The organism is Bacteroides sp. ZJ-18 (genome assembly GCF_011038705.2).
In the GTDB taxonomy this organism is placed as follows: Bacteria; Bacteroidota; Bacteroidia; order Bacteroidales; family Bacteroidaceae; genus Bacteroides; species Bacteroides hominis.
In genome coordinates this window covers 1,356,494-1,382,195 of sequence record NZ_CP072198.1, presented here as the reverse complement: position 1 = coordinate 1,382,195, position 25,702 = coordinate 1,356,494, and the positions used below count along the sequence as shown (strand labels likewise).

The following is a 25,702-nucleotide window of genomic DNA, read 5'->3' as shown; positions in this document are numbered from 1 at the left end:
GTAAACTGAAACATCTTACGTTAAACGTTGTTATAGACACTGACTTAAAAATATTTTTCACTTAAAACCTTAACTTATGGCAAATATTAAACAAGCAGTGAAACTGGGGGTATTCACCCTGGCGATCATGAACGTAACGGCAGTAGTATCCCTACGTGGACTTCCTGCCGAGGCCGTATATGGAATGAGTTCGGCCTTCTATTATCTTTTCGCAGCTATCGTATTCCTTATTCCGACATCACTCGTTGCGGCGGAATTGGCTGCCATGTTCCAAGACAAACAAGGTGGTGTGTTCCGTTGGGTAGGCGAAGCATACGGAAAAAAATTAGGATTCCTTGCCATCTGGTTACAATGGATTGAAAGTACCATCTGGTATCCTACAGTGCTCACCTTTGGTGCTGTTTCCATAGCTTTTATCGGAACGAATGACGCACACGATATGACGTTAGCCAGCAATAAGATTTACACCTTAATCGTTGTTTTAATCATCTATTGGTTAGCCACATTCATCTCTCTCAAGGGTATGGGATGGGTTGGTAAAGTAGCGAAAGTTGGCGGACTTGTAGGAACTATTATTCCTGCAGCTCTTTTAATTATTCTCGGCATCGCTTATTTAGCAACAGGAGGACATTCCAATTTGGATTTCCACAGCAGTTTTTTCCCGGATCTCACAAACTTTGATAATGTTGTACTGGCTGCCAGTATCTTCTTGTTTTATGCCGGAATGGAGATGGGCGGCATTCATGTGAAAGACATGCAAAACCCTTCAAAGAACTATCCTAAGGCCGTATTCATCGGTGCTTTGATCACAGTTATTATCTTCGTTTTAGGTACTTTCTCACTGGGTATCATCATCCCGGCAAAAGACATTAACCTGACACAGAGTTTACTTGTAGGTTTCGATAATTACTTCAGATATATCCATGCCTCCTGGTTATCACCAATCATCGCCATCGCCCTTGCATTTGGTGTGTTGGCAGGTGTATTGACATGGGTTGCCGGTCCGTCAAAAGGTATCTTTGCCGTAGGTAAGGCCGGTTATATGCCTCCGTTCTTCCAGAAGACCAACAAACTGGGTGTACAGAAAAACATTCTGTTCGTTCAGGGTGGTGCTGTTACCGTATTGAGCCTTTTGTTTGTGGTTATGCCTTCCGTACAGAGTTTCTATCAGATTTTGTCACAGTTGACAGTTATTCTTTATCTGGTGATGTACTTGCTTATGTTCTCCGGCGCCATCTATCTGCGCTATAACATGAAGAAGGCCAACCGTCCGTTCCGTATCGGTAAGAAGGGTAATGGTTTAATGTGGATTGTAGGCGGCCTGGGCTTCCTTGGCTCATTGCTGGCATTCATCCTCAGCTTCATTCCGCCCAGCCAAATCTCTACCGGCAGCAACACTGTATGGTTCTCAGTATTGATCATCGGCGCACTGATCGTAGTGATTGCTCCGTTCATCATCTACGCAGCAAAGAAACCATCATGGGCCGACCCCAACAGTACTTTTGAACCCTTCCACTGGGAAGCACAAGCCAAACCACAAGCAGCTCCCGTTACTGCAACAGTATCCGGCCCGGCTGTAAGCGGTGCTAACACTTCCACCAATACTACTTCTGCACCGTCAGCAGGTTCTGCTCCTTCTGATAAGGACACTCCGCAAAAGTAAAGTTAAAAGGAAATATCTATCTACCTGAATGAAAGAGGTTGTATCCGGAGATTTAATCTAAATTCTACCGGATACAACCTCTTATTTCTTTGGAGAAACCATTCAGGATGTCAAAGGAAGAGTAAACCTTTATTTTACTAAAAATGACTACATTTAAAAAAACCTTTCCTCCTAATAATACAGATGGCAAGTTATGTCCCCAATTAACGCCCTGTCCTATGTATAGAAACGTATCAATTAATGTCGTTTTCATCAGAAATGTATATTATATCCATCTTAAAATCCGGAAGAGAAAGATGCTCTTCACCTCGTTTGAGCAAATATTTTATATTTTCTTTGCCAAACTATTGCAGTATTAAAAATTATACCTATCTTTGCACCCGCAATCACAAAGGTGCCATAGCTCAGTTGGTAGAGCAAAGGACTGAAAATCCTTGTGTCCCCGGTTCGATTCCTGGTGGCACCACTTTGCAGATAGCGGAATGTAGCGCAGTTGGTAGCGCACTACGTTCGGGACGTAGGGGTCGGGCGTTCGAGTCGCCTCATTCCGACATTCGCATAGACAAGCCGTTCAAATTGAGCGGCTTGTCTGTTTTTTTAGAGGAATAATTGAATTATATTAAAAACAACAGTTTTCCTAATCTTCCTTTCCATACAACTATCCACCTCCCAATCAGTTCTGATTCCATAGAAATATATCTTCACCTTATTTATATATCGCTTCTAATCAGAATTCAGCAATTCATAAAAACTACATAACCATTCAAGCATAGATATATTCATGCTACCATTTCTGCATATTTCCACAATATATGCTATGTTTATGTATAAAAAGAGTAAAAAAACAGCCTTTTATGCATACTATTTCCAAATTATTGCATACTTTTGCGCCATTCTTAGAATAATTATACAAGATGAAGAAGAAAGCAAACCGGTTAGATGCCATAAAAATGATTATCTCCAGTAAAGAAGTAGGTTCACAAGAAGAACTCTTGCAAGAATTAGGACAGGAAGGATTCGAACTGACACAAGCCACTCTTTCACGTGACCTGAAACAACTGAAAGTAGCCAAAGCTGCCAGCATGAATGGCAAATATGTATATGTATTGCCCAATGACATCATGTACAAACGGGTTGGCGACCAAAGTGCCAGTGAAATGTTAATGAATAATGGATTTATCTCCCTTCAGTTCTCCGGAAATATTGCAGTAATCAAAACCCGCCCCGGATACGCGAGCAGCATGGCTTACGACATTGATAACCGTGAGTCGGATACCATTCTGGGAACGATTGCCGGAGACGATACCATCATGCTGGTGTTGCGCGAAGGAGTGACTCCCACTGCCGTACGAAGTTTCTTGTCTCTCATTATTCCGAATATCAACTAACTAACAACAATTATACTCTACACTAAATCAAAAATGGACACTCAACAAATAGATGTTATGGTAGCCGACGCCTCGCATGAGGTTTACGTTGACACTATTTTGGAGACAATCAGAAACGCAGCAAAAGTACGCGGAACCGGAATAGCAGAACGTACACATGAGTACGTAGCCACCAAAATGAAAGAAGGAAAAGCAATCATAGCCCTCAGTGGAGATGTGTTTGCCGGATTTACTTATATTGAATCATGGGGAAACAAACAATACGTTGCTACATCGGGATTGATTGTACATCCCGACTTCCGGGGATTAGGATTGGCCAAACGTATCAAACAGGCCTCTTTTCAGTTGGCTCGTTTACGATGGCCGAGAGCTAAAATATTCAGTTTGACCAGTGGTGCGGCCGTGATGAAAATGAACACGGAACTGGGATATGTACCGGTCACATTTAATGAACTGACCGATGACGAAGCTTTCTGGAAAGGATGTGAAGGTTGCACTAACCATGAAATCCTGGTGGCAAAGAATCGTAAATTCTGTATTTGCACCGCCATGCTATATGATCCGGCAGATCCGCATAACATTAAAAAGGAACAAGAAAGAAATAACATTTAAAAAATACAGCACTATGGAACAGAAAAAGAAAGTAGTGGTTGCATTCAGCGGAGGTCTCGATACCTCGTTCACTGTAATGTACCTGGCTAAGGAAAAAGGATATGAAGTGTACGCTGCATGCGCCAACACAGGCGGTTTCAGCGAAGAACAACTGAAGCAGAACGAAGAGAATGCCTACAAACTGGGTGCTGTGAAATATGTCACCCTCGATGTCACTCAGGAATACTACGAAAAGAGTTTGAAATACATGATATTCGGCAACGTACTGCGTAATGGCACTTACCCGATTTCTGTTAGCTCCGAACGCATCTTCCAGGCACTGGCCATTGCACGTTATGCCAAGGAGATTGGTGCAGAAGCCATTGCACATGGTTCTACCGGAGCAGGAAACGACCAGATTCGCTTTGACATGACTTTCCTTGTCATGACTCCGGGTGTAGAAATCATTACGCTGACTCGTGATATGGCCCTAAGTCGTCAGGAGGAAATCGATTACCTGAACAAAAATGGTTTCGAAGCCGACTTTACGAAGCTGAAATACTCTTATAACGTCGGATTATGGGGTACTTCCATCTGTGGAGGAGAAATTCTGGACAGCGCACAGGGATTGCCCGAAACAGCTTATCTGAAACAAGTCACCAAAGAAGGTAGCGAACTACTGCGTCTTGAATTTAAAAACGGTGAGCTTCATGCTGTAAACGGTGAAGTCTTTGAAGACAAGATTGCAGCCATCCAGAAGGTGGAAGAAATAGGTGCAGCTTACGGTATTGGTCGTGATATGCACGTAGGAGATACCATCATCGGCATTAAGGGACGTGTTGGATTTGAAGCAGCTGCCCCGATGCTTATCATCGGCGCACACCGGTTCCTCGAAAAATATACGCTGAGCAAATGGCAACAATATTGGAAAGACCAAGTAGCCAACTGGTATGGCATGTTCCTTCACGAAAGCCAGTATCTGGAACCGGTAATGCGTGATATTGAAGCAATGCTACAGGAATCTCAGCGCAATGTAAACGGTACTGCAATCCTTGAACTCCGCCCCTTGTCATTCTCCACCGTTGGTGTAGAGTCACAAGACGATCTGGTAAAAACCAAATTTGGTGAATATGGAGAAATGCAAAAGGGTTGGACAGCCGAAGACGCTAAAGGCTTCATCAAAGTAACTTCTACCCCGCTACGTGTTTACTATGCTAACCATAAAGACGAAGAAGTATGATAAAAGCAGGAATAATTGGCGGAGCAGGATACACGGCAGGCGAACTTATCCGCCTGCTTATCAACCATCCCGAAACCGAAATCATATTCGTTAACAGTACCAGTAATGCCGGAAACAAAATTACCGATGTGCATGAAGGACTTTACGGAGAGTGCGATCTGGTCTTTACCGACGAACTCCCGTTAGAAGACATCGATGTGCTTTTCTTCTGTACCGCCCATGGAGATACAAAGAAATTTATAGAAAGTCACAACATTCCGGAGGATCTGAAAATCATTGATTTATCAATGGACTACCGCATTGCTTCACCGGATCATGACTTTATTTATGGCCTGCCGGAATTAAATCGCCGTGCAACCTGCACAGCAAAACATGTAGCCAATCCGGGATGCTTTGCTACTTGTATCCAATTAGGATTACTTCCATTGGCAAAACATCTGATGCTAAACGGAGATGTAATGGTAAACGCTATTACAGGAAGCACAGGAGCAGGAGTAAAACCTGGAGCCACCAGTCATTTCAGTTGGCGAAACAATAATATGAGCGTGTACAAAGCTTTTGAACACCAACACGTTCCCGAAATCAGGCAATCACTGAAACAATTACAGAATAGTTTTGATTCAGAAATTGACTTCATCCCTTACCGGGGTGATTTTCCCCGCGGTATTTTTGCTACTTTAGTCGTAAAAACAAAGGTAGCATTAGAGGAAATTGTACGCATGTATGAGGAATATTATTCCAAAGACTCGTTTGTACACATCGTAGACAAAAACATAGACCTGAAACAGGTAGTAAATACCAATAAATGTCTGATTCACCTGGAAAAACACGGTGATAAACTATTGATCATTTCTTGTATTGACAATCTGTTGAAAGGTGCATCCGGGCAGGCAGTCCATAACATGAACCTGATGTTTAATCTGGAGGAGACGGTAGGCCTGCGCCTTAAACCCTCTGCATTCTAAAAAGCAATGAACCTATTTGACGTATATCCCCTTTTTGATATAAACATAGTAAAAGGAAAAGGTTGTCACGTTTGGGATGAAAACGGCACGGAATATCTGGATCTCTACGGAGGACATGCTGTCATCTCGATCGGACATGCTCACCCGCATTATGTTGACATGATTAGCAAGCAAGTGGCAACACTGGGCTTCTATTCAAATTCTGTAATCAACAAGTTACAGCAACAGGTAGCCGAACGTCTTGGAAAACTATCCGGATATGAAGATTACTCCCTATTCCTGATCAACAGTGGTGCCGAAGCAAATGAAAATGCACTGAAATTGGCCTCGTTCCATAACGGACGGACCAAAGTAATATCTTTCGGCAAAGCTTTTCACGGGCGTACTTCGCTGGCGGTAGAAGCTACAGATAATCCTAAGATTATAGCTCCGATCAATGCCAACGGGCATATAACCTACCTTCCGCTAAACGATACGGAGACGATGAAAGCCGAACTGGCAAAAGGAGATGTTTGTGCTGTCATTATTGAAGGCATACAAGGAGTAGGCGGTATCAAAATACCAACAACCGAATTCCTGCAGGAACTCCGTAAAGCCTGCACTGACAACGGCACAATCCTGATCTTGGACGAGATACAAAGCGGTTACGGACGTAGTGGCAAATTCTTTGCCCACCAGTATGCCGGAATCAAACCTGACATAATCACTGTTGCCAAAGGCATTGGAAACGGATTTCCAATGGCAGGGGTACTGATCAGCCCGATATTCACACCGGTATATGGCATGCTCGGGACTACTTTTGGTGGCAATCATCTGGCTTGCTCCGCTGCACTGGCAGTAATGGATGTCATTGAACAGGAAAAGTTGGTAGAAAATGCAGCCGACATCGGTACCTATCTGTTAGAAGAATTGAAAAAATTCAGAGAAATCAAAGAAGTTCGCGGATGCGGACTTATGATCGGAATGGAGTTCGACCAACCGGTAAAGGAAATCCGCAACCGCCTGATTCACGAACAAAAAGTATTTACCGGTGCCAGTGGTACGAATGTAATCCGTTTGCTACCTCCTCTCTGCCTCAGCAAGGCAGAAGCCGATGAATTCCTTGTCCGGCTAAGAAAAGTACTCGGTTAATAATCAGCATCCTTATAAGGAAAGTGAAAAAGTGAAAATACCTGCCACGTTTGCTCGTATTTTCACTTTTTACTTATACCTTTGTCAGAAACAGACTAAATAATTATAAAATATGAAAGTAGCTATCATTGGTGCAGGAAATATGGGAGGCTCCATTGCCTGCGGACTGGCAAAAGGCAAGCTGATCTCGGCTTCCGATATTATAGTGTCCAACCCCAGTGCCGGAAAACTGGAAGCGTTGAAAAAAGAATTCCCTTCTATCACTACCACTCGCAATAATGCAGAAGCTGCTATCGGTGCTGATATTGTGATTTTGACCGTGAAACCCTGGCTAATCAGAAGTGTGCTCCGCGAAATGAAACTAAAAAGCAAACAGATTCTCGTTTCCGTTGCAGCCGGAATCAGCTTCGAACAATTGGCGCATGATGTCGTTGAACCAGAGATGCCCATGTTCCGTATTGTCCCCAATACAGCTATCAGCGAACTACAAAGTATGACACTGATAGCTTCACGAAATGCCGGACACGATCTGGAAACACTGATGGTCAACCTCTTCAGTGAGATGGGGATGGCTATGATTTTGCCTGAGGACAAGCTGGAAGCAGCTACTGCTCTAACCTCTTGTGGCATTGCTTATGTACTGAAATATATTCAGGCTGCTATGCAAGCAGGTATTGAAATGGGAATCCGCCCGTCGGATGCCATGGATATGATTGCGCAATCTGTAAAAGGGGCTGCCGAACTGATACTGAACAACGATACCCATCCGAGTGTAGAGATTGACAAAGTGACTACTCCCGGCGGAATTACAATCAAAGGTATCAATGAGTTAGAGCATAATGGATTTACCTCTGCCATTATTAAAGCAATGAAAGCATCAAGATAGTGATTATCTAATTTTAATCACAAAAAACAAAAACATTAATCACTAAACACTAAATTTATATGGACGACCAAATTAAACAAATAGCAGAACGTCTGCGTGGACTACGTGACGTACTTGAACTGACAGCTGAAGACATCGCCCGTGATTGTGAGATTTCAGCGGAAGAATATCGTCTTGCAGAAACCGGAGATTACGACATCTCAGTAAGTATGCTGCAAAAAATCGCACGTAAATACGGCATAGCTCTTGATGCTCTGATGTTCGGAGAAGAGCCTAAGATGAGCAGCTATTTCCTGACACGTGCAGGTAAAGGAACCAGTATAGAACGTACAAAGGCGTATAAATACCAATCATTAGCGGCGGGCTTTATGAACCGAAACGCCGACCCGTTTATCGTAACTGTCGAACCAAAACCGGACAACGAACCGATACACTATAATAGCCATGGCGGCCAGGAGTTCAACTTGGTACTTGAAGGTCGCATGATGATCAGCATAGATGGAAAAGACCTGATACTAAACGAAGGAGACAGCTTGTACTTCAACTCAAAACTGCCCCATGGAATGAAAGCACTGGATGGAAAAACAGTGCGCTTTCTGGCAGTAATCATGTAATTATTTAAATGAAGAAAATGATAGATAGATTTTTATCGCAAACTTCCTTCAGTTCACAGGAAGATTTTGTCAAGAACTTAAAGATAAATGTTCCGGAAAACTTCAACTTCGGATACGATATAGTAGATGCCTGGGCTGCTGAACAGCCAGACAAACCGGCTTTGTTATGGACCAATGATAAAGGTGAACAACGCCAGTTCTCTTTTGCGGATATAAAACAATATACAGATCAGACAGCATCCTACTTTCAAAGTCTGGGCATCGGACATGGTGATATGGTCATGCTGATATTGAAACGACGTTACGAATTTTGGTTCAGCATCATCGCTTTGCATAAGCTGGGAGCCGTTGTTATCCCTGCCACCCACCTGCTAACCAAGAAAGACATCGTATATCGCTGCAATGCAGCCGATATAAAGATGATCGTAGCAGCCGGAGAAGAGGTTATTACTAAACATATCATAGATGCCATGCCGGACTCTCCTACAGTGAAACATTTGGTAAGTGTTGGCCCTGAAATAGCAGAAGGATTCGAAGATTTTCATCAAGGCATTAAAGATGCAGCCCCTTTCGCTAAACCGGAACATCCAAACTCCAACGATGATATCTCTTTGATGTACTTCACCAGCGGAACGACCGGTGAGCCCAAAATGGTTGCACATGATTTCACCTATCCGTTGGGACATATTGTCACCGGTAGTTTCTGGCACAATCTGAAAGAGAACAGCCTTCATCTCACCATCGCCGATACAGGTTGGGGAAAAGCTGTATGGGGAAAGCTGTACGGACAATGGATAGCCGGAGCTAATGTTTTCGTCTACGACCACGAGAAGTTTACTCCAGCCGACATATTGGAGAAAATACAAAACTACCATGTTACTTCACTTTGTGCCCCTCCCACAATCTTCCGTTTTCTGATTCACGAAGATCTGACCAAATACGATCTTTCTTCCTTGGAATATTGCACGATTGCCGGTGAAGCATTAAATCCGGCAGTATTCGATACATTTAAGAAACTGACAGGCATCAAACTGATGGAAGGGTTCGGCCAAACGGAAACAACACTAACGGTTGCCACCTTCCCCTGGATGGAACCGAAACCGGGAAGCATGGGAGTCCCTAACCCCCAATATGATGTTGACCTGATAGACTATGAAGGCCGTTCGGTAGAGGCTGGCGAACAAGGACAGATTGTTATTCGGACTACTAACGGTAAACCGTTGGGACTGTTCAAAGAGTATTATCGCGACGCTGCGCGTACACACGAAGCATGGCATGACGGCATCTATTATACAGGCGATGTGGCCTGGAAAGATGAAGACGGCTATCTTTGGTTTGTAGGGCGTGCCGATGACGTAATAAAAAGCTCCGGTTACCGTATCGGACCGTTTGAAGTAGAAAGTGCGCTGATGACTCACCCTGCTGTAGTGGAGTGTGCCATCACTGGTGTACCCGATGAAATTCGAGGGCAAGTGGTAAAAGCAACTATTGTGCTGGCAAAAGATTATAAAGAACGTGCAGGTGAAGAATTGATAAAAGAACTCCAGAACCATGTGAAAAAAGTAACGGCTCCTTATAAGTATCCACGTGTCATTGAATTTGTAGATGAATTACCCAAAACTATCAGTGGCAAAATCCGGCGGGTGGAAATCCGTAAGAATGATGAGAAATAGCCCAATTATACAAAATTCGTACATAAAATATTGATCAAACCAACAAATCAGCAAACGTTTGCAACATAAGTGCTATAATATGAACTAAAATTGCTCTTCTGAAAGAAAACAACCTGCTATATTTGCAACATATTCATTTAATAACTAAAAAGCAAATGGTAGTAAGTAGAAAGATTTCTCAGGTTGAAGTATTCGCTGGTAGCCCATGGGAAGTGGCAAGTGTGAGAACCCTTCTAAAGGCTGCATCTATCGAAGTGGTGATGAAGGACAAAGGAATAGATTGCATACTGCTTTCTGTCCCCTGTGAATATTACACTGCAGCAATGCGGGTTATCAGCAACAGAATAGCTTCATAGGTTTGTTAGATTAGGTTTGATTAGGGACAAAAGCCGGAATGATTCGTGTTACATTCCGGCTTTTTATTTTCAACGCTTCTTATGATTATTATCACATCTTCTAAATAAAAACAATTTTCTCCAAGCATGAAAAAGATAATCATTGCATCCGACTCGTTTAAGGGTTCCCTGTCATCCGCAGAGGTAGCTGTATCATGTGAAAAAGGTATTCGAAAAGTATTTCCGAAATGTGAAATCATAAAACTCCCTATAGCGGACGGCGGAGAAGGAACAATTGAAGCACTGGTCAGTGCAACAAATGGGCGGATACATTCGTGTCACGTGCACGATCCATTAATGCGGTTAATAGAAGCCCGGTATGGCGTTTTGGGAGATGGAGAAACTGCTGTCATCGAAATGGCAGCCGCGAGTGGACTGACATTGATTGAACCCCATCTGAGAAATCCGATGAAAACAACCACTTATGGTACAGGCGAATTAATACAGGATGCCTTGGAACGCGGTTGCAGGAAATTTCTGATAGGAATCGGAGGTAGTGCCACCAATGATGCAGGCACGGGAATGTTGCAGGCATTAGGCATGAAGTTCCGGGATATAGCCGGAAATTTATTAGGGTATGGAGGAGAAATACTTCAAAAGATAGAGATGATTGATAGCAACGATTTCCCGGAAGATAAACTGGCAAAGTGTACATTCACCATCGCATGCGATGTAAACAACCCATTTTCCGGACCACAAGGGGCCGCATTTATTTTTGCTCCCCAAAAAGGAGCCGATGCAAAACAAATACGCATATTAGACACAGGACTGAAGCATTTCGCACAGTTGATTGCCCAAACCCTATATAAGGATATTGATGCTATCCCTGGAGCAGGAGCAGCCGGAGGCATGGGTGGCGGTTTTATGGCCTTCTTCAACGCTCGGTTATCCCGGGGAATTGACACTGTATTGGATGCTCTCCATTTTAATGAGAAACTACAAGGAGCCGATCTTGTGATTACAGGCGAAGGGAAAATGGATGCCCAAACTATAATGGGAAAAGCTCCTATGGGAGTTCTCAAAGCAGCCCAACGAAAAAATATTCCTGTAATTGGTATTGCCGGATGTGTAGATGAAACCGAATTGCTGAATAATGCAGGTTTTCTGGCTGTATATCCTATTGTAGAAGGTCCGGTCTCTCAAGAGCAAGCTATGGAAAAATCAAGGACCTGCAGCAACATAGAGAGAACTGTCCATCAATGCATGCGAATGTTATCCTTATTGCATAACTAACGGCATATAGATAACATCTCCATGAATAAAGTAAAAGCTCCATAAGTTCATTACTTATGGAGCTTTTTAGGATGCAACTATAGTACTCGAAGCGGGACTTGAACCCGCACAGCCGCAATGGCCAAAGGATTTTAAGTCCTTCGTGTCTACCATTCCACCATTCGAGCATCCTTTCAAAGAGAGCGGAAAACGAGACTCGAACTCGCGACCCTAACCTTGGCAAGGTTATGCTCTACCAACTGAGCTATTTCCGCGTTTTTTCAACGGGTGCAAAGATAAGTAGTTTCCTGCTTTCTGCCAAACTTTTTCCAAAGAAAAAATTCTCAAAGAAACGGAAAACTATTTTTATCATAAAAGCTATGTAAAGATAGAAGTTATCTTCACATAGCAATAATCTATCAAACACGCCCTAACAAGGTCTTTTCAGCCTGTTCCATGCTGTAGAAATTAAAGCCTTCCACTACATTTTGCATCAAAGCGGATATCTCATCATTACAAAGATTACCAATACTCCCTTCATGAGTATGATGCACCTTCTTATTATGCGAGAAGTTACCAGCTTCAATATCCAAGCCTACTTTTTTATAAGCATCCCGAAAAGGCATACCTTCACGTGCAAGGCGATTCACTTCTTCTACACTAAAGATAAAAAGATATTTATCATCATCAAGAATATGTTCATTCACCTTAATTTCATTCATGATGTATGTAGTCATCTGCAAGCAATCTTTCAGTTCTTGAAAAGCCGGCAAGAAAACCTCCTTGATAATTTGCAGATCACGAAAATATCCAGAAGGCAGGTTATTGGCAATCATCATAATTTGCTGTGGGAGAGATTGCAACTTATTACATTTAGCTCGTGTTAATTCAAACACATCCGGATTCTTCTTATGCGGCATGATACTGGAACCGGTAGTACATTCATCCGGCAGTTTCACAAAACCAAAATTCTGGCTATTGAACATACAGGCATCGAAAGCCAATTTTGAAATGGTTCCTGCAATTGTTGCCAGTGCAAAAGCGACGTTACGCTCCATCTTGCCACGTCCCATTTGAGCATAAACTACATTATAGTTCAAAGAGTCAAAACCAAGCAACTGGGTAGTCATCGTACGATTCAAAGGAAATGAAGAACCATATCCCGCAGCCGATCCCAAAGGATTACGGTTACACATCCTAAATGCAGCTTGCAAAAAGAGCATATCGTCCACCAAACTTTCGGCATATGCCCCGAACCAAAGGCCAAATGACGAGGGCATCGCAATCTGCAAATGAGTATACCCGGGCATTAATACATCTTTATATTGTTCACTCTGACGAATTAAAACATGAAAGAGTTGCTCCACCGCCTCTGCCACTTCTTTTATCTGTGTGCGGGTAAAAAGCTTTAAGTCAAGTAATACCTGGTCATTACGTGAACGACCACTATGAATTTTCTTACCCACATCTCCCAACCGACGAGTCAACATCAACTCCACCTGAGAGTGAACGTCCTCAACTCCTTCTTCTATTACAAACTCACCTTTCTCGGCAGAAACATAAATATCTTTCAATTCGGCTAACAATAAAGATAATTCATCTTTTGTCAATAAACCTATGCTCTCAAGCATAGTGATATGTGCCATTGAACCAAGTACATCATGTTTAGCAAGATAAAGATCCATCTCACGGTCACGACCAACGGTAAAGCGTTCTATATCCTTGTTTACCTCAACAGATTTCTCCCAAAGTTTCTGTGCCATATTCTTTAATATTGTATCATGGATAACATATCAGCCATCTTCTCCAGTCCTTCCTGTAAAGGCTTCTGTACCATTGCTTTCATAAATGGATTAATATCCAACCCAATGGTTATTTTAAGTTTACATTCTTCATCGGCTGAAGATACAATCTGAATCCACATATTAAAAGGCAGAGGAGAATTAATCGTCTCAAATTTAATACACTTACAGGGCTCACGTTCAATAATCTTAAGGGTTAGCTGTCCCACCGGATCTACATTGAAACTAAGTGTATCCGTATCAAAACTCATATCTTTCACTTTGTCTTGTGGTAAACGGTCCTTTATGGATTCCAGGTTACTAAGGTCCGCAAGTTTATCGTACACACGTTCCTGGCTATAAGGTATTACCTTGACACTACTCTCAAATTTAGTCATCTTATTCTATCTTACTTATAAAGAAAAAAGAAGAACAATCCGAACAAACTCTGTCCGAATGGCCCTTCTTTCTATATTTTAATCATCAAAAAAATCAGTCTTATTTTCCGGTTTCCCAATGAGCTGGATCCTTGCGCCATTCGTTTAACGTTGCAATATCTTCTTCTTCAATGTAACCGGTACGCAATGCAACATCCAACACTGCTTCATAATTAGTCAACGTTACCAAAGGTACTTTAGCATCTTTAAAAGCCTGTTCGGCAACCGGGAATCCGTAAGTATAGGCAGCTACCATACCAATTACTTCACAACCATCCCGACGGATAGCCTCTACGGCTTTCAAACTACTTCCACCGGTAGAGATTAAATCTTCTACTACAACGACTTTCATACCCGGACGAAGTTCGCCTTCGATAAGATTCTCCAAGCCATGGTCTTTAGGGGTAGAACGGACATACACGAACGGAAGATTCAATGCATCAGCTACCAAAGCACCTTGAGGAATAGCACCTGTTGCAACTCCGGCAATGGCATCTACCTGTCCGAAACGTTCCAGAATCAGACGTGTAATTTCGAACTTAACAAAACTACGAAGAGAAGGATAAGAAAGGGTTTTACGGTTGTCGCAGTAAAACGGTGATTTCCATCCGGAAGCCCATGTAAACGGATTTGCCGGTTGAAGCTTAATAGCTTTAATCTTCAACAACTTCTCGGCGAATAATCTCTCTAAATTTTTCATAACTAAACTAACTATGATAATTACAGGATGCAAAAATACGGAAATGGAACGAGACTAAAAAGAAGAAGCCGTATTATTTTTTTGTTATTTGTCACTTACTCTTCTTCCACTTGCACACAACGGCGGATATCATCCATTTCAAATCCTCTGCTCATAGCAAAACGGATCAACTTCCCATTCAACTCGAATTCATCTTTAGCGTGTATACTTTTACGTTTAGCAGCCATCAAATCTCCCAAAATAGCAAGATACTCTTCCTGATCAATGTCATTCAGGTATTTATAAGACACTTCACGAGATATCTTTTTCATGTAAAGTGCTTGAGCAATCTTCATTTTACCCCATTTGGCAAAACGAAACTTATCATTGACAAATGCCCTACAGTAACGTTCTTCATCTATAAACTTCTCAACCACAAGCCGATCAATAATCCGATTGACCGCTTCATAAGGCAAGCCCCACTTCTGTAGTTTTTCACTCACTTCAGCTTTACAATGCTCGGCTGCAGAGCAATAGCCAGCCATGCGGTTTAACGCATCTTCTTCTGTTATTATATTCATCGTTTAGCAGTTACAATTCGATCATTACCCGATATGTCTTTTATCAAACGAAGGTCTCTATATCCCTTTCCGCCAAGCATTTGCAAAACTTCTTCACCATACGCCCGATTTATCTCAAAATAGAGTTTACCATGCAGACTTAGCATCTCTCTCCCCAAAGAGGCAATACGCCGGTAAAATAATAAAGGATCATTATCCGGAACAAACAGAGCCAGACCGGGCTCCCAATCCAAGACGTTAGGTTCCATTTCATTTTTTTCGCTCTCTGTCACATAAGGAGGGTTACTTACAATAATATCATATCGTCTGTCTCCAGAAAACTCCGTAGAAAAGACATCCACTTTCTCAAAATTCACTTTAGTTTTCAGTTCCTGATTGTTTTGCCTGGCAATGGCAAGTGCATTTTCCGACACATCCCACGCCGTAACCTCCGCTCCAGGAATATGCTTAGACAAACTTATAGCAATACACCCACTTCCGGTTCCTATATCAAGCAGACGGACACCTGTAGCAGACTCTTTTACTATTAAATCCACCAGTTCTTCAGTTTCGGGACGAGGGATCAGGACTCCCGGAGCTACCCGGAACATGGATCCGTAGAAATTTGCCCTTCCCTGAATATACTGAATTGGCTCGTTTTTCTTCAACCGTTCAACAATGCTTTCTAAATCACGCTGTTCGTTTGCAGATAAAATTATATCTTTGCCCAAATAATAGTCAATAGCATCCTGCCCCAGCAGATCACAACAAATCATTTTTGTGAGGCTCCTGAGTTCTCCCGGTGGATAAATATGGTGTAAAGACTGGCGGATATAAGTGGTGACGCAGTTCATTCTCATTATTTTGGGGTGCAAAAATACAAATAATATAGCTATAAGCCTAAAAGATGGAAGAAGAAAAATACATGAGACGTTGCATCCAATTGGCAAGAAACGGTCTTTGCAACGTATCTCCCAACCCAATGGTGGGGGCCGTCATCGTATGTGATGAACAAATCATCGGCGAAGGTTATCATGTCCGTTGTGGAGAAGCCCATGCCGAAGTCAACGCTATCCGTTCTGTTAAAGACTCCTCTTTACTGAAACGCAGTACTATATACGTAAGCCTTGAGCCTTGTTCCCATCATGGAAAGACACCTCCCTGTGCTGACCTAATCATAGAAAAGCAAATTCCCAAAATCGTAATCGGTTGCCAGGACCCATTTTCCAAAGTTGCGGGTAAAGGCATCCAAAAATTACGGAATGCCGGACGTGAGGTCATAGTGGGAGTCCTGGAAAAGGAGTGCCGCGAACTTATACGGAAATTCATCACCTTCCACACCCTTCATCGCCCTTATATTGTTTTAAAATGGGCAGAATCGGCTGATGGCTTCATCGACTTAGAGCGTACAGAAGGACATCCTGTGCTATTATCCACTCCCCTCACTTCCATGTTGGTACATAAAAAAAGAGCAGAATCGGATGCTATCATGGTAGGTACCCGAACAGCATTATTAGACGATCCGGCATTAACTGTACGTCACTGGTACGGGCATAACCCGGCACGCATAGCTCTGGACCGTAATCATTCGCTTCCTCAGACTTCACACCTTTTGGATGGCAGTGTGCCTACACTCATTTTTACGGAATGCCACCGCCCCGGTAAAAAGAATCTGGAATATATCCCCTTGGACTATCAAACAGATATTCTGCCACAAATACTGGCAACCCTCTATCAGCGTAATCTACAATCCTTGATGGTCGAAGGAGGCAAGATATTGCTGGAATCATTTATCTGCTCCGGAATATGGGATGAAATTATTATAGAAAGAAGCGACAAACGGCTTTATTCCGGTGTTAAAGCACCTGAAATAAGCGATAAAATTAGTTATTCAGAAGAAAAACATTTCGCTACAACCTTCAGGCATTACTTAAAGAGAAATACCTAAATTCGCAGCATTCAGGGAGTTTTATATCGACAAAATCGAGCAGATTATCTATAATTTTATATAAAACTTCCCTTCAATGTTCAATATAGAGAAAAATGTTCCTATTTTTGCAACTTGTAAATAAACACAATCTTTCAAATGAGAATAAAGTTTTTATCAGTAATTGTAAGTTTCTTCCTTGTATCGTTTGCCGTTACTTCGTGCCTTGACACTGAAGAAATTGAATACAGCCCGGATGCTACCATACATGCATTTGCACTTGATACCGTACATGGGGTAAACTATAAATTTACAATAGATCAATTTGGACCTGACGGAGTTGGACTTATTTATAACCAGGATTCACTGCCTGTGGGCTCCGATACAATTATTGACCGTATTCTTATAAAGACATTGACCACAGCGTCCGGAATAATCACGGCTAAAAACGCAGAGGGTCAAGACACCTTGTTTAATTACTCTGACTCTATTGACTTCAGGGGCACTATGGAAAAGCCCATGAGAATAAAGGTATGGGCCGCGGATATGCAATATACCAAAGAGTACACCATTTCAGTGCGCGTACACCGACAGGATCCGGATTCCATGAACTGGACTAAAATGACAGATAACTTTGCTAACTACAGTGGGTATCAGAAGTCCGTAATTCTGGGTGAAGACATTCTTGTGTATACATCAAACACTACTGCCTACAAATCATCAGGAGACGTAATCAACAAAGGAAGAAGTTGGACACAGGTATCTGTTACCGGTCTTCCGGAAAACATAAAACTCTCTTCCCTCATTGCCTTTGGTGAAAAATTGTATGCCACAAACGGTGAGAAAGTATATGTTTCTTCAGATGGGGCATCATGGAGTCTTGCAACCGATTTGAATAAAAACGGTAAAGTAGAGATGCTGATCGCTCCCTTCCCCAAGAATGAGGGCAATCTGCTGGATATCTCCGGAATTGCCGGTATTATTAATAATGGTAGTCAATCTACATTTGCGATAAGCAATTCTGAAGCAACCACATGGAATATCAGTCCAGAAGAAGTCGGATCTGACTTCCCGCTGGATAATTTGTCAGCAACTTCTTATCTCAATGCTACAGGAATACAGACGATAGCCGTAATGGGCAATAATCGCAATGCAAGCGATACAACTTCGGTGGCCTGGAGTTCACAGGACGGTTTACTTTGGATTCCTTTAAAAACGTCATCGACCACTGCCTATTGTCCGAAGCTCGACAAACCGTCTTTCTTCTATTATGGCAACGCTTTCTGGGCATTCGGAGGAAAGTTCGAAACGATCTACACATCGGAAGCAGGACTTGCCTGGTATAAAGCCGATAAGAAAATCTTCTTACCGACTGAATTCAAAGACAGAGGGAACAACTACTCTACTGTAGTGGACAAAGATAACTTTATCTGGGTAATATGGAGTAACGGCGATGCCAACGAAGTATGGCGTGGACGACTTAATAAATTTGGTTTTGCCAGACAGAACAAATAATTAAAGAAATGTCCTATAAAGAACAAATAGATTTAAACCGGATACCTAAGCATGTAGCCATTATCATGGACGGTAACGGACGATGGGCCAAACAACGCGGACGCGAACGTAGTTTTGGACATCAGGCCGGAGCCGAAACTGTGCATATCATCACTGAAGAGGCAGCCAGGTTAGGAGTCAAATTCCTTACCTTATATACCTTTTCAACCGAAAACTGGAACCGGCCATCGGACGAAGTCGCTGCATTGATGAGTCTCCTATTCGACTCTATCGAAGAGGAAACATTTATGAAAAACAATATAAGTTTCCGTATCATCGGAGACATCAACAAACTACCCGAAAATGTACGGAAGCGCTTGAATGCCTGTGTCGAACGTACTTCCAAAAACACAGGAATGTGTCTGGTACTTGCCCTCAGTTATTCTGCCAGATGGGAAATAACCGAGGCCGCACGGCAGATTGCCACATTGGTCCAGAAAGGAGAAATGACTCCTGAAGAAATTACTTCGGAAAGCATCCAGACGCATCTGACAACCAATTTCATGCCCGATCCGGACCTCTTAATCCGTACAGGCGGAGAGATTCGTTTAAGCAACTATCTACTTTGGCAATGTGCTTATTCGGAGCTTTATTTTTGTGAAACCTTCTGGCCAGACTTTAAGGAAGAAGAATTGCACAAGGCTATCTGTGACTACCAGAGACGCGAACGCAGATTCGGAAAGACCAGCGAACAAATCAGTTAACTCAAAACTTAATTATAACATAAATGCATTATCGTATTTCCTTCATATTCGTAACGTTTATCAGCCTGTTTTGCTTTGCATTGCCGGGCGTAGCACAAGATGCTAACACTGACGAATCAAAACCCGTTATCATGTATTCCGGGACACCGAAAAAATATGAAATAGCCGACATCAAGGTCGAAGGTGTCAAGAACTACGAAGATTATGTTCTTATCGGACTGTCCGGACTTTCTGTAGGACAAACTATTACCGTACCGGGTGATGAGATCACGGGGGCAATCAAACGCTACTGGCGTCACGGTCTGTTCTCCAACGTGTCAATCACAGCCGAAAAGGTAGAAGGCAATAAAATCTGGCTGAAGATCAGTCTGACTCAACGTCCGCGCATTTCAGACATACGCTATCACGGTGTGAAAAAGTCGGAGCGTGAAGACCTACAGACCAAACTGGGTATGATAAAAGGCAGTCAGATCACTCCTAATCTGGTGGACCGTGCAAAGGTTTTAAGTAAACGCTACTTCGACGATAAAGGATTTAAGAATGCAGAAATAACCATCACTCAAAGAGATGATCCTGCAAATGAAAATCAAGTATTGGTCGACATAGATATCGATAAGAAAGAAAAGGTAAAAGTCCATGCCATTACTTTTGCCGGTAACCATGCTATCAAAACATCGAAGCTGAAACGTGTGATGAAGAAAACAAACGAAAAGGGAAAACTGCTGAACTTGTTCCGCACCAAGAAGTTTGTTAATGAGAAGTATGAAGAGGACAAGCAACTGATTATTGATAAGTACAACGAACTGGGTTATCGCGATGCACGTATCGTGAAAGACAGCGTATCCAAATTTGACGATAAAACGGTAGATGTATACATTGAATTGGAGGAAGGCGATAAATACTACCTTCGCAACGTAACATGGGTGGGTAACACTCTTTATCCCTCAGAACAACTGAACTTTATGCTCCGCATGAAGAAAGGAGATGTATACAACCAGAAATTGCTGAATGAACGTTTGTCAACCGATGAAGACGCTATCGGTAACCTCTATTACAACAATGGTTATCTGTTCTACACGTTAGATCCGGTAGAAGTGAATATCGACAACGACTCTATCGACCTGGAGATGAGAATCTACGAAGGCCGGCAAGCCAGCATCAATAAGATCAAGATCAATGGTAATGACCGTTTGTACGAAAACGTTGTTCGCCGTGAACTCCGTACCCGCCCGGGCGAGTTGTTCAGCCGTGAGGACCTGATGCGTTCTATGCGTGAGATCCAACAAATGGGACACTTTGACCCGGAAAACATCAAACCGGATATTCAGCCGGACCAAGTGAACGGAACGGTAGATATTGCCTATGATCTGGTATCCAAAGCAAATGACCAGGTAGAGTTCTCTGCCGGTTGGGGACAGACGGGTGTTATCGGTAAATTAAGTTTGAAATTTACGAACTTCTCTTTGGCAAACCTATTGCACCCGGGAGAAAACTATCGTGGTATCCTGCCTCAGGGCGACGGACAGACACTGACCATCAGTGGACAGACCAATGCACAATACTATCAGCAGTATAGCATTTCGTTCTTTGATCCCTGGTTCGGAGGTAAACGTCCGAATTCATTCTCCCTGTCGGCATTCTTCTCAGTTCAGACTGATATCAGTAGCCGTTACTATAACTCAAGCTACTATAACAATTACTACAACAGTTATTACAGCGGCTTAGGCGGTTACGGTATGTACAATTATGGTAACTATAACAACTACGAAAACTATTATGACCCTGACAAGTCAATCAAAATGTGGGGTCTGTCAGCAGGTTGGGGAAAACGCTTGAACTGGCCGGATGACTACTTCCAGCTTTCAGCCGAGCTTTCTTATCAAAGATATATCTTGAAAGACTGGCAGTACTTCCCGGTAACTAACGGTAAATGTAACGACTTAAGCATCGGCTTGACATTGGCACGTGCTTCTTATGATAACCCGATTTATCCGCGTAGTGGTTCAGACTTCTCTCTGTCTGTACAGTTCACACCGCCTTACTCACTGTTCGACGGAGTAGACTACAGTAAATATAACGAGTACAACCAGAACGATATGAACAAAATGCACAAATGGGTAGAATACCATAAGTGGAAGTTCAAAGCAAAAACATATATTCCGTTGCTGAACCCGACAACCGTGAAAAAGACTCCGGTGCTGATGACACGTGTGGAATTCGGTATATTGGGCCACTACAACAAATATAAGAAATCTCCGTTCGGTACATTTGACGTCGGTGGTGACGGTATGACCGGATATTCAAGCTATGCAACCGAGAGTGTCGCCCTTCGCGGTTACGAAAACAGTTCGTTAACTCCGTACCGTGGACAGGAAGGATATGCCTACACTCGTATCGGATTTGAATTAAGATATCCGCTGATGCTGGAAACAAGTACCAATATTTATGCGTTAACATTCCTGGAAGCCGGTAATGCATGGCATGATGTGAAGAACTTCAATCCGTTCGACCTGAAACGTTCGGCCGGTGTAGGTGTCCGCATCTTCCTCCCGATGATCGGTATGATGGGTATCGACTGGGCATACGGTTTCGACAAAGTACTTGGCGACAAGAGCGCAGGCGGAAGCAGATTCCACTTCGTATTGGGTCAGGAATTCTAATTGTTTCATTAAAAACTAAGCGTTATGAAAAAGTCTGTTCTATTTATCATCTTGCTGTTTGCCGTAGGTATGACAGCTCAAGCACAAAAGTTTGCTCTGATCGATATGGAGTATATCCTGAAGAACATTCCGGCTTACGAACGTGCCAACGAACAATTGAACCAAGCCACCAAACAATGGCAGGGTGAAGTCGAAGTATTGGCAAAGGAAGCACAAACCATGTTTAAAGAATATCAAGCTGCATCTGCAAAGCTGACGGCTGCGCAGAAAACTCAAAAAGAAGATGCCATCGTAGAAAAAGAAAAGGCTGCCTCAGAATTGAAACGGAAGTACTTTGGTCCCGAAGGCGAGCTTTTTAAGAAGAGAGAAGAACTGATGAAGCCCATTCAGGATGAAATATACAATGCCGTAAAAGTAGTAGCCGAAGAAAACGGCTACGCTGTAGTAGTGGACAGAGCCTCAGCTTCGAGCATTATTTTTGCCACTCCGCGCATTGATGTGAGCAATGAAGTGCTGGCGAAATTAGGATATTCAAATTAATTTCATACATTTGCAGCCGATAACTAAAAAGTAATCATTCAAATAAATAATAGAACTATGCTTAAAAAAATTGCACTTTTAATGATGCTGGTACTCCCGATGGGCGTATTCGCACAAAATCTTAAATTCGGTCACATCAATGCAATGGAAATTGTTTCGGCTATGCCGGAATACACCAAAGCACAATCTGAATTGCAGGCATTGAACAAACAACTCGGACAGGACCTTCAGAGAACTCAAGAAGAATTCAACAAAAAATATCAGGAGTTCATGCAGCAGAAAGACTCTCTTCCTACTGTGATTGCAGAAAGAAGACAAAAAGAGCTGGAAGACATGATGCAGAGACAAGAACAATTCCAGGCTAAGGCGCAACAGGATATGGAGAAAGCTAATAACGACCTGATGGCTCCGGTATACAAGAAGCTGGACGATGCTATCAAAGCAGTAGGCGCAGCAGAAGGTGTTATCTACATTTTCGACATGGCACGTACTCCGATACCTTACATTAACGAAAATCAGAGCATCAACCTGACTCCGAAAGTAAAGACCCAATTGGGCATTAAATAAGAGTCGGAAGCTATAAAGTTACGAGCTACAAGCTACAAGTACTATGCGGAAAATACGCTACGACTTGTCACTTGTAGCTCGTAACATTTTAACCCATCTCCGTTATGAAACAATCCCTTTCCCAGAAACCCGGTCCTATCGGAGTATTCGACTCCGGATATGGCGGACTGACCATCCTGAGTAAAATCCGGGAGGCTCTTCCGGATTATGACTATATCTACCTGGGCGACAACGCCCGTACCCCTTACGGTACCCGTTCTTTTGAAATCGTATATGAATTTACCCTGCAGGCGGTTAACAAACTGTTTGAGATGGGTTGCCACTTAGTGATACTTGCCTGCAATACAGCTTCGGCCAAGGCATTAAGAACCATACAAATGAACAACCTTCCGGATATCGATCCCAGCCGAAGAGTCCTGGGAGTCATTCGTCCAACGGTAGAGTGCATCGGCAGCATAACCCAAACCCGCCATGTCGGAGTACTGGCCACAGCCGGCACCATCAAATCGGAATCGTATCCGCTCGAAATACATAAACTCTTTCCGGACATAAAAGTAAGTGGAGAAGCTTGCCCAATGTGGGTACCTCTGGTCGAAAACAACGAAGCCAATGGTGAGGGAACCGACTTTTTCATCCGTAAATACATCCACAACCTGCTTGCCAAAGACGGACAGATAGACACTATCATTTTGGGATGTACCCACTACCCGCTGCTGCTGCCCAAGATACAACAGTTCGTGCCCCAAAGTATGAAAGTGGTTGCACAGGGAGAATATGTAGCCGCCAGCCTGAAAGATTACCTCTACAGGCACCCCGAAATGGACCGGAAATGCACTCGGGGAGGCAGTTGCAGCTTTTGTACCACAGAAGCCGAAGATAAATTTATTGAATCGGCCTCAACATTCCTCAACCAAGACATTACGGTACAACGGATATCTTTGGAATAATCTATATGTAAAACAACATTATCCAGGTTCTTTTTGTTATATTTGTAGGAGATAACCACATAATATCCCTACCATTATGAAAGAAGATAAAGACACCCGCTTAGTAGAAGTCTTCACCGGTTCGCCTTGGGAAGCAGAGTTTACCAAAGGATTACTTGAAAGCAATGGAATAGAATCCATTCTGAAGGACGGAGGCGGCCTTGCGGCTCTGGCACCTTACTACATCGGACAGGAAATAGCCGTCCTCGTCAATGAAGACGACTACGAGCAGGCTATGGAAATAGTGAGAAACCGGGAAAAGGCGAACGAATAAATCACCAAACATTTTTTCTCCTCCCACGCAGACATGTCCGTTAGGCATACCCACGTGGGAGAGGTATGTACTACCGGCACCTAATCCCTCTCTTTAGGCACCCGGATGATAAGACCTTTCATTTAATGTACCCCTTAGGTTACATTTCGACAAAAATCCATATATTTGTGCTTTCAAATCGTTAGCATAATGAAAAAGGAGTTTACACGAATAGCTGTAAAGGTGGGAAGTAACGTACTTACCCGGCAAGACGGAACGCTGGACGTCACCCGGATGTCTGCCCTAACCGACCAGATAGCTGCCCTGCATAAAGCCGGAATGGAAATCATTCTTATCTCTTCGGGGGCTGTCGCCTCAGGACGAAGTGAAATACGCACCCTCAGGAAACTCGACAGCGTTGACCAACGCCAGTTATTTTCTGCTGTAGGACAAGCCAAACTCATCAACCGATATTACGAATTGTTCCGTGATCACGGCATCGCCGTAGGCCAGGTACTCACCACCAAAGAGAATTTCGGTACCCGCCGGCATTACCTCAACCAGAAAAATTGCATGACGGTAATGCTCGAGAACGGAGTCATCCCCATTGTCAACGAAAACGATACCATCTCCGTCACCGAACTGATGTTCACGGACAACGACGAATTATCGGGACTCATCGCCTCAATGATGGATGCGCAGGCTCTTATCATCCTAAGCAATATTGACGGCATATACAACGGTTCTCCTGCCGATCCGGCTTCATCCGTGATACGGGAAATAGGGCAAGGGAAAGACCTGACAAACTATATCCAGACCAGCAAATCGAGTTTTGGGAGGGGCGGTATGCTGACTAAAACCAACATTGCCCGCAAAGTGGCAGACGAAGGTATTACCGTAATCATTGCCAACGGCAAACGTGACAATATACTCATCAACCTGACGGAACATCCGGAAGAAACCATTTGCACCCGTTTCATCCCCGCCCCACAGCCGGTGTCGAGTATCAAGAAATGGATAGCCCACAGCGAAGGCTTCGCCAAAGGAGAGATACACATCAATGAACAAGCCTCCGAAGTTTTGAACTCGGACAAGGCAGTCAGCATCCTTCCCATCGGAATCACCCGCATCGAAGGGGAGTTTGAGAAAGATGACATCGTGCGGATCATCGATAACCGGGGCGTTCCCATAGGTGTGGGCAAAGCCAACTGTGACTCGACACAAGCACGGGACGCCATCGGAAAGCATGGAAAAAAAGCAGTGGTCCATTATGACTACCTTTACATCGAATAAACG

25 protein-coding genes and 4 tRNA genes are annotated in these 25,702 nt (G+C 43.1%); 22 read left to right on the top strand and 7 right to left on the bottom strand.

The window, feature by feature from the left end:
* Positions 1-76 precede the first annotated feature (76 nt).
* The 13 genes from gadC to G7Y45_RS05520 all read left to right on the top strand — a co-directional run bounded on the left by gadC (position 77) and on the right by G7Y45_RS05520 (position 11,779).
* On the top strand, positions 77-1,663 hold the full coding sequence (gadC, locus tag G7Y45_RS05580; RefSeq protein ID WP_005810726.1) for a putative glutamine/gamma-aminobutyrate antiporter GadC: 1,587 nt from the start codon (positions 77-79) through the stop codon (positions 1,661-1,663).
* A gap of 393 nt (positions 1,664-2,056) precedes the next feature.
* Positions 2,057-2,129 (top strand) — tRNA-Phe (locus G7Y45_RS05575).
* 12 nt (positions 2,130-2,141) lie between these two features.
* Positions 2,142-2,214: transfer RNA gene (locus G7Y45_RS05570), tRNA-Pro, on the top strand.
* A 363-nt stretch (positions 2,215-2,577) separates the two neighbouring features.
* Positions 2,578-3,051, top strand: coding sequence for an arginine repressor (locus G7Y45_RS05565; protein WP_005778877.1), 474 nt, complete (start codon positions 2,578-2,580; stop codon positions 3,049-3,051).
* Between the two features lie 33 nt (positions 3,052-3,084).
* A complete protein-coding gene (locus tag G7Y45_RS05560; RefSeq protein ID WP_005778879.1) occupies positions 3,085-3,663 on the top strand; it encodes a GNAT family N-acetyltransferase in 579 nt (192 codons plus the stop codon).
* A gap of 13 nt (positions 3,664-3,676) precedes the next feature.
* On the top strand, positions 3,677-4,882 hold the full coding sequence (locus G7Y45_RS05555) for an argininosuccinate synthase (protein ID WP_005778881.1): 1,206 nt from the start codon (positions 3,677-3,679) through the stop codon (positions 4,880-4,882).
* Positions 4,879-5,847: an N-acetyl-gamma-glutamyl-phosphate reductase gene (gene argC / locus G7Y45_RS05550; RefSeq protein ID WP_005778883.1), complete on the top strand. Its 969-nt coding sequence runs from the start codon at positions 4,879-4,881 to the stop codon at positions 5,845-5,847. The genes G7Y45_RS05555 and argC overlap by 4 nt, the downstream gene beginning before the upstream one ends.
* A gap of 6 nt (positions 5,848-5,853) precedes the next feature.
* Positions 5,854-6,978, top strand: coding sequence for an aspartate aminotransferase family protein (locus G7Y45_RS05545; protein ID WP_032542905.1), 1,125 nt, complete (start codon positions 5,854-5,856; stop codon positions 6,976-6,978).
* 112 nt (positions 6,979-7,090) lie between these two features.
* Positions 7,091-7,864, top strand: coding sequence for a pyrroline-5-carboxylate reductase (proC, locus tag G7Y45_RS05540; protein ID WP_005810731.1), 774 nt, complete (start codon positions 7,091-7,093; stop codon positions 7,862-7,864).
* Positions 7,865-7,923: 59 nt separating this feature from the next.
* Positions 7,924-8,478, top strand: a complete 555-nt coding sequence (locus G7Y45_RS05535) for a helix-turn-helix domain-containing protein (protein WP_005778890.1) — start codon at positions 7,924-7,926, stop codon at positions 8,476-8,478.
* A 17-nt stretch (positions 8,479-8,495) separates the two neighbouring features.
* On the top strand, positions 8,496-10,151 hold the full coding sequence (locus G7Y45_RS05530) for an AMP-binding protein (RefSeq protein WP_032531776.1): 1,656 nt from the start codon (positions 8,496-8,498) through the stop codon (positions 10,149-10,151).
* A 155-nt stretch (positions 10,152-10,306) separates the two neighbouring features.
* A complete protein-coding gene (locus G7Y45_RS05525; protein ID WP_005778894.1) occupies positions 10,307-10,507 on the top strand; it encodes a DUF2007-related protein in 201 nt (66 codons plus the stop codon).
* 126 nt (positions 10,508-10,633) lie between these two features.
* Entirely contained in the window at positions 10,634-11,779 is a 1,146-nt protein-coding gene (locus G7Y45_RS05520) for a glycerate kinase (protein WP_032542904.1), read from the top strand.
* 83 nt (positions 11,780-11,862) lie between these two features.
* Here G7Y45_RS05520 and G7Y45_RS05515 read toward each other — a convergent pair.
* The 7 genes from G7Y45_RS05515 to prmC form a co-directional block, all read right to left on the bottom strand.
* Positions 11,863-11,946 (bottom strand) — tRNA-Leu (locus G7Y45_RS05515).
* Positions 11,947-11,960: 14 nt separating this feature from the next.
* Positions 11,961-12,033: transfer RNA gene (locus G7Y45_RS05510), tRNA-Gly, on the bottom strand.
* A 144-nt stretch (positions 12,034-12,177) separates the two neighbouring features.
* Positions 12,178-13,521: an argininosuccinate lyase gene (gene argH / locus G7Y45_RS05505; RefSeq protein ID WP_005822983.1), complete on the bottom strand. Its 1,344-nt coding sequence runs from the start codon at positions 13,519-13,521 to the stop codon at positions 12,178-12,180.
* 5 nt (positions 13,522-13,526) lie between these two features.
* Positions 13,527-13,937, bottom strand: a complete 411-nt coding sequence (locus G7Y45_RS05500) for an SRPBCC family protein (RefSeq protein WP_005778931.1) — start codon at positions 13,935-13,937, stop codon at positions 13,527-13,529.
* 100 nt (positions 13,938-14,037) lie between these two features.
* Positions 14,038-14,676 (bottom strand): orotate phosphoribosyltransferase, encoded by a 639-nt coding sequence (gene pyrE / locus G7Y45_RS05495; RefSeq protein WP_005810767.1) that lies wholly within the window; start codon positions 14,674-14,676, stop codon positions 14,038-14,040.
* 95 nt (positions 14,677-14,771) lie between these two features.
* A complete protein-coding gene (locus tag G7Y45_RS05490; RefSeq protein ID WP_005778936.1) occupies positions 14,772-15,236 on the bottom strand; it encodes a regulatory protein RecX in 465 nt (154 codons plus the stop codon).
* Complete coding sequence (gene prmC / locus G7Y45_RS05485; protein ID WP_022011450.1) at positions 15,233-16,069, bottom strand: peptide chain release factor N(5)-glutamine methyltransferase; 837 nt, start codon at positions 16,067-16,069, stop codon at positions 15,233-15,235. Before prmC ends, G7Y45_RS05490 begins: the two co-directional genes overlap by 4 nt.
* Positions 16,070-16,122: 53 nt before the next feature.
* On the opposite strand from prmC, the gene ribD reads away from it, so the two are divergent.
* The 9 genes from ribD to proB all read left to right on the top strand — a co-directional run bounded on the left by ribD (position 16,123) and on the right by proB (position 25,699).
* Positions 16,123-17,163 carry a bifunctional diaminohydroxyphosphoribosylaminopyrimidine deaminase/5-amino-6-(5-phosphoribosylamino)uracil reductase RibD gene (gene ribD, locus G7Y45_RS05480; RefSeq protein ID WP_032535394.1) on the top strand — a complete coding sequence of 347 codons (1,041 nt, stop codon included), beginning with the start codon at positions 16,123-16,125 and terminating at the stop codon, positions 17,161-17,163.
* Positions 17,164-17,301: 138 nt separating this feature from the next.
* Positions 17,302-18,657 (top strand): DUF6242 domain-containing protein, encoded by a 1,356-nt coding sequence (locus G7Y45_RS05475; protein ID WP_165016403.1) that lies wholly within the window; start codon positions 17,302-17,304, stop codon positions 18,655-18,657.
* A gap of 8 nt (positions 18,658-18,665) precedes the next feature.
* Positions 18,666-19,400 carry an isoprenyl transferase gene (locus G7Y45_RS05470; RefSeq protein ID WP_005778944.1) on the top strand — a complete coding sequence of 245 codons (735 nt, stop codon included), beginning with the start codon at positions 18,666-18,668 and terminating at the stop codon, positions 19,398-19,400.
* A gap of 23 nt (positions 19,401-19,423) precedes the next feature.
* Positions 19,424-22,060: an outer membrane protein assembly factor BamA gene (gene bamA / locus G7Y45_RS05465; protein WP_032531764.1), complete on the top strand. Its 2,637-nt coding sequence runs from the start codon at positions 19,424-19,426 to the stop codon at positions 22,058-22,060.
* Positions 22,061-22,084: 24 nt separating this feature from the next.
* Positions 22,085-22,600, top strand: a complete 516-nt coding sequence (locus G7Y45_RS05460; RefSeq protein WP_005778948.1) for an OmpH family outer membrane protein — start codon at positions 22,085-22,087, stop codon at positions 22,598-22,600.
* Positions 22,601-22,657: 57 nt separating this feature from the next.
* Complete coding sequence (locus tag G7Y45_RS05455; protein ID WP_005778949.1) at positions 22,658-23,167, top strand: OmpH family outer membrane protein; 510 nt, start codon at positions 22,658-22,660, stop codon at positions 23,165-23,167.
* Between the two features lie 104 nt (positions 23,168-23,271).
* Positions 23,272-24,114 carry a glutamate racemase gene (gene murI / locus G7Y45_RS05450; RefSeq protein WP_005778951.1) on the top strand — a complete coding sequence of 281 codons (843 nt, stop codon included), beginning with the start codon at positions 23,272-23,274 and terminating at the stop codon, positions 24,112-24,114.
* A 76-nt stretch (positions 24,115-24,190) separates the two neighbouring features.
* Entirely contained in the window at positions 24,191-24,427 is a 237-nt protein-coding gene (locus G7Y45_RS05445) for a DUF2007-related protein (protein WP_005778954.1), read from the top strand.
* A gap of 189 nt (positions 24,428-24,616) precedes the next feature.
* The gene (proB, locus tag G7Y45_RS05440) at positions 24,617-25,699 is read left to right on the top strand and encodes a glutamate 5-kinase (RefSeq protein ID WP_005778957.1); all 1,083 of its coding nucleotides are present in this window, start codon (positions 24,617-24,619) and stop codon (positions 25,697-25,699) included.
* Positions 25,700-25,702 lie beyond the last annotated feature (3 nt).

What these genes read in the sequence shown, in the direction of transcription:
- gadC (WP_005810726.1), top strand. Translation starts at nt 77, where the DNA reads ATGGCAAATATTAAACAAGCAGTGAAACTGGGGGTATTCACCCTGGCG.
- G7Y45_RS05565 (WP_005778877.1), top strand. Translation starts at nt 2,578, where the DNA reads ATGAAGAAGAAAGCAAACCGGTTAGATGCCATAAAAATGATTATCTCC.
- G7Y45_RS05560 (WP_005778879.1), top strand. Translation starts at nt 3,085, where the DNA reads ATGGACACTCAACAAATAGATGTTATGGTAGCCGACGCCTCGCATGAG.
- G7Y45_RS05555 (WP_005778881.1), top strand. Translation starts at nt 3,677, where the DNA reads ATGGAACAGAAAAAGAAAGTAGTGGTTGCATTCAGCGGAGGTCTCGAT.
- argC (WP_005778883.1), top strand. Translation starts at nt 4,879, where the DNA reads ATGATAAAAGCAGGAATAATTGGCGGAGCAGGATACACGGCAGGCGAA.
- G7Y45_RS05545 (WP_032542905.1), top strand. Translation starts at nt 5,854, where the DNA reads ATGAACCTATTTGACGTATATCCCCTTTTTGATATAAACATAGTAAAA.
- proC (WP_005810731.1), top strand. Translation starts at nt 7,091, where the DNA reads ATGAAAGTAGCTATCATTGGTGCAGGAAATATGGGAGGCTCCATTGCC.
- G7Y45_RS05535 (WP_005778890.1), top strand. Translation starts at nt 7,924, where the DNA reads ATGGACGACCAAATTAAACAAATAGCAGAACGTCTGCGTGGACTACGT.
- G7Y45_RS05530 (WP_032531776.1), top strand. Translation starts at nt 8,496, where the DNA reads ATGATAGATAGATTTTTATCGCAAACTTCCTTCAGTTCACAGGAAGAT.
- G7Y45_RS05525 (WP_005778894.1), top strand. Translation starts at nt 10,307, where the DNA reads ATGGTAGTAAGTAGAAAGATTTCTCAGGTTGAAGTATTCGCTGGTAGC.
- G7Y45_RS05520 (WP_032542904.1), top strand. Translation starts at nt 10,634, where the DNA reads ATGAAAAAGATAATCATTGCATCCGACTCGTTTAAGGGTTCCCTGTCA.
- argH (WP_005822983.1), bottom strand. Translation starts at nt 13,521, where the DNA reads ATGGCACAGAAACTTTGGGAGAAATCTGTTGAGGTAAACAAGGATATA.
- G7Y45_RS05500 (WP_005778931.1), bottom strand. Translation starts at nt 13,937, where the DNA reads ATGACTAAATTTGAGAGTAGTGTCAAGGTAATACCTTATAGCCAGGAA.
- pyrE (WP_005810767.1), bottom strand. Translation starts at nt 14,676, where the DNA reads ATGAAAAATTTAGAGAGATTATTCGCCGAGAAGTTGTTGAAGATTAAA.
- G7Y45_RS05490 (WP_005778936.1), bottom strand. Translation starts at nt 15,236, where the DNA reads ATGAATATAATAACAGAAGAAGATGCGTTAAACCGCATGGCTGGCTAT.
- prmC (WP_022011450.1), bottom strand. Translation starts at nt 16,069, where the DNA reads ATGAACTGCGTCACCACTTATATCCGCCAGTCTTTACACCATATTTAT.
- ribD (WP_032535394.1), top strand. Translation starts at nt 16,123, where the DNA reads ATGGAAGAAGAAAAATACATGAGACGTTGCATCCAATTGGCAAGAAAC.
- G7Y45_RS05475 (WP_165016403.1), top strand. Translation starts at nt 17,302, where the DNA reads ATGAGAATAAAGTTTTTATCAGTAATTGTAAGTTTCTTCCTTGTATCG.
- G7Y45_RS05470 (WP_005778944.1), top strand. Translation starts at nt 18,666, where the DNA reads ATGTCCTATAAAGAACAAATAGATTTAAACCGGATACCTAAGCATGTA.
- bamA (WP_032531764.1), top strand. Translation starts at nt 19,424, where the DNA reads ATGCATTATCGTATTTCCTTCATATTCGTAACGTTTATCAGCCTGTTT.
- G7Y45_RS05460 (WP_005778948.1), top strand. Translation starts at nt 22,085, where the DNA reads ATGAAAAAGTCTGTTCTATTTATCATCTTGCTGTTTGCCGTAGGTATG.
- G7Y45_RS05455 (WP_005778949.1), top strand. Translation starts at nt 22,658, where the DNA reads ATGCTTAAAAAAATTGCACTTTTAATGATGCTGGTACTCCCGATGGGC.
- murI (WP_005778951.1), top strand. Translation starts at nt 23,272, where the DNA reads ATGAAACAATCCCTTTCCCAGAAACCCGGTCCTATCGGAGTATTCGAC.
- G7Y45_RS05445 (WP_005778954.1), top strand. Translation starts at nt 24,191, where the DNA reads ATGAAAGAAGATAAAGACACCCGCTTAGTAGAAGTCTTCACCGGTTCG.
- proB (WP_005778957.1), top strand. Translation starts at nt 24,617, where the DNA reads ATGAAAAAGGAGTTTACACGAATAGCTGTAAAGGTGGGAAGTAACGTA.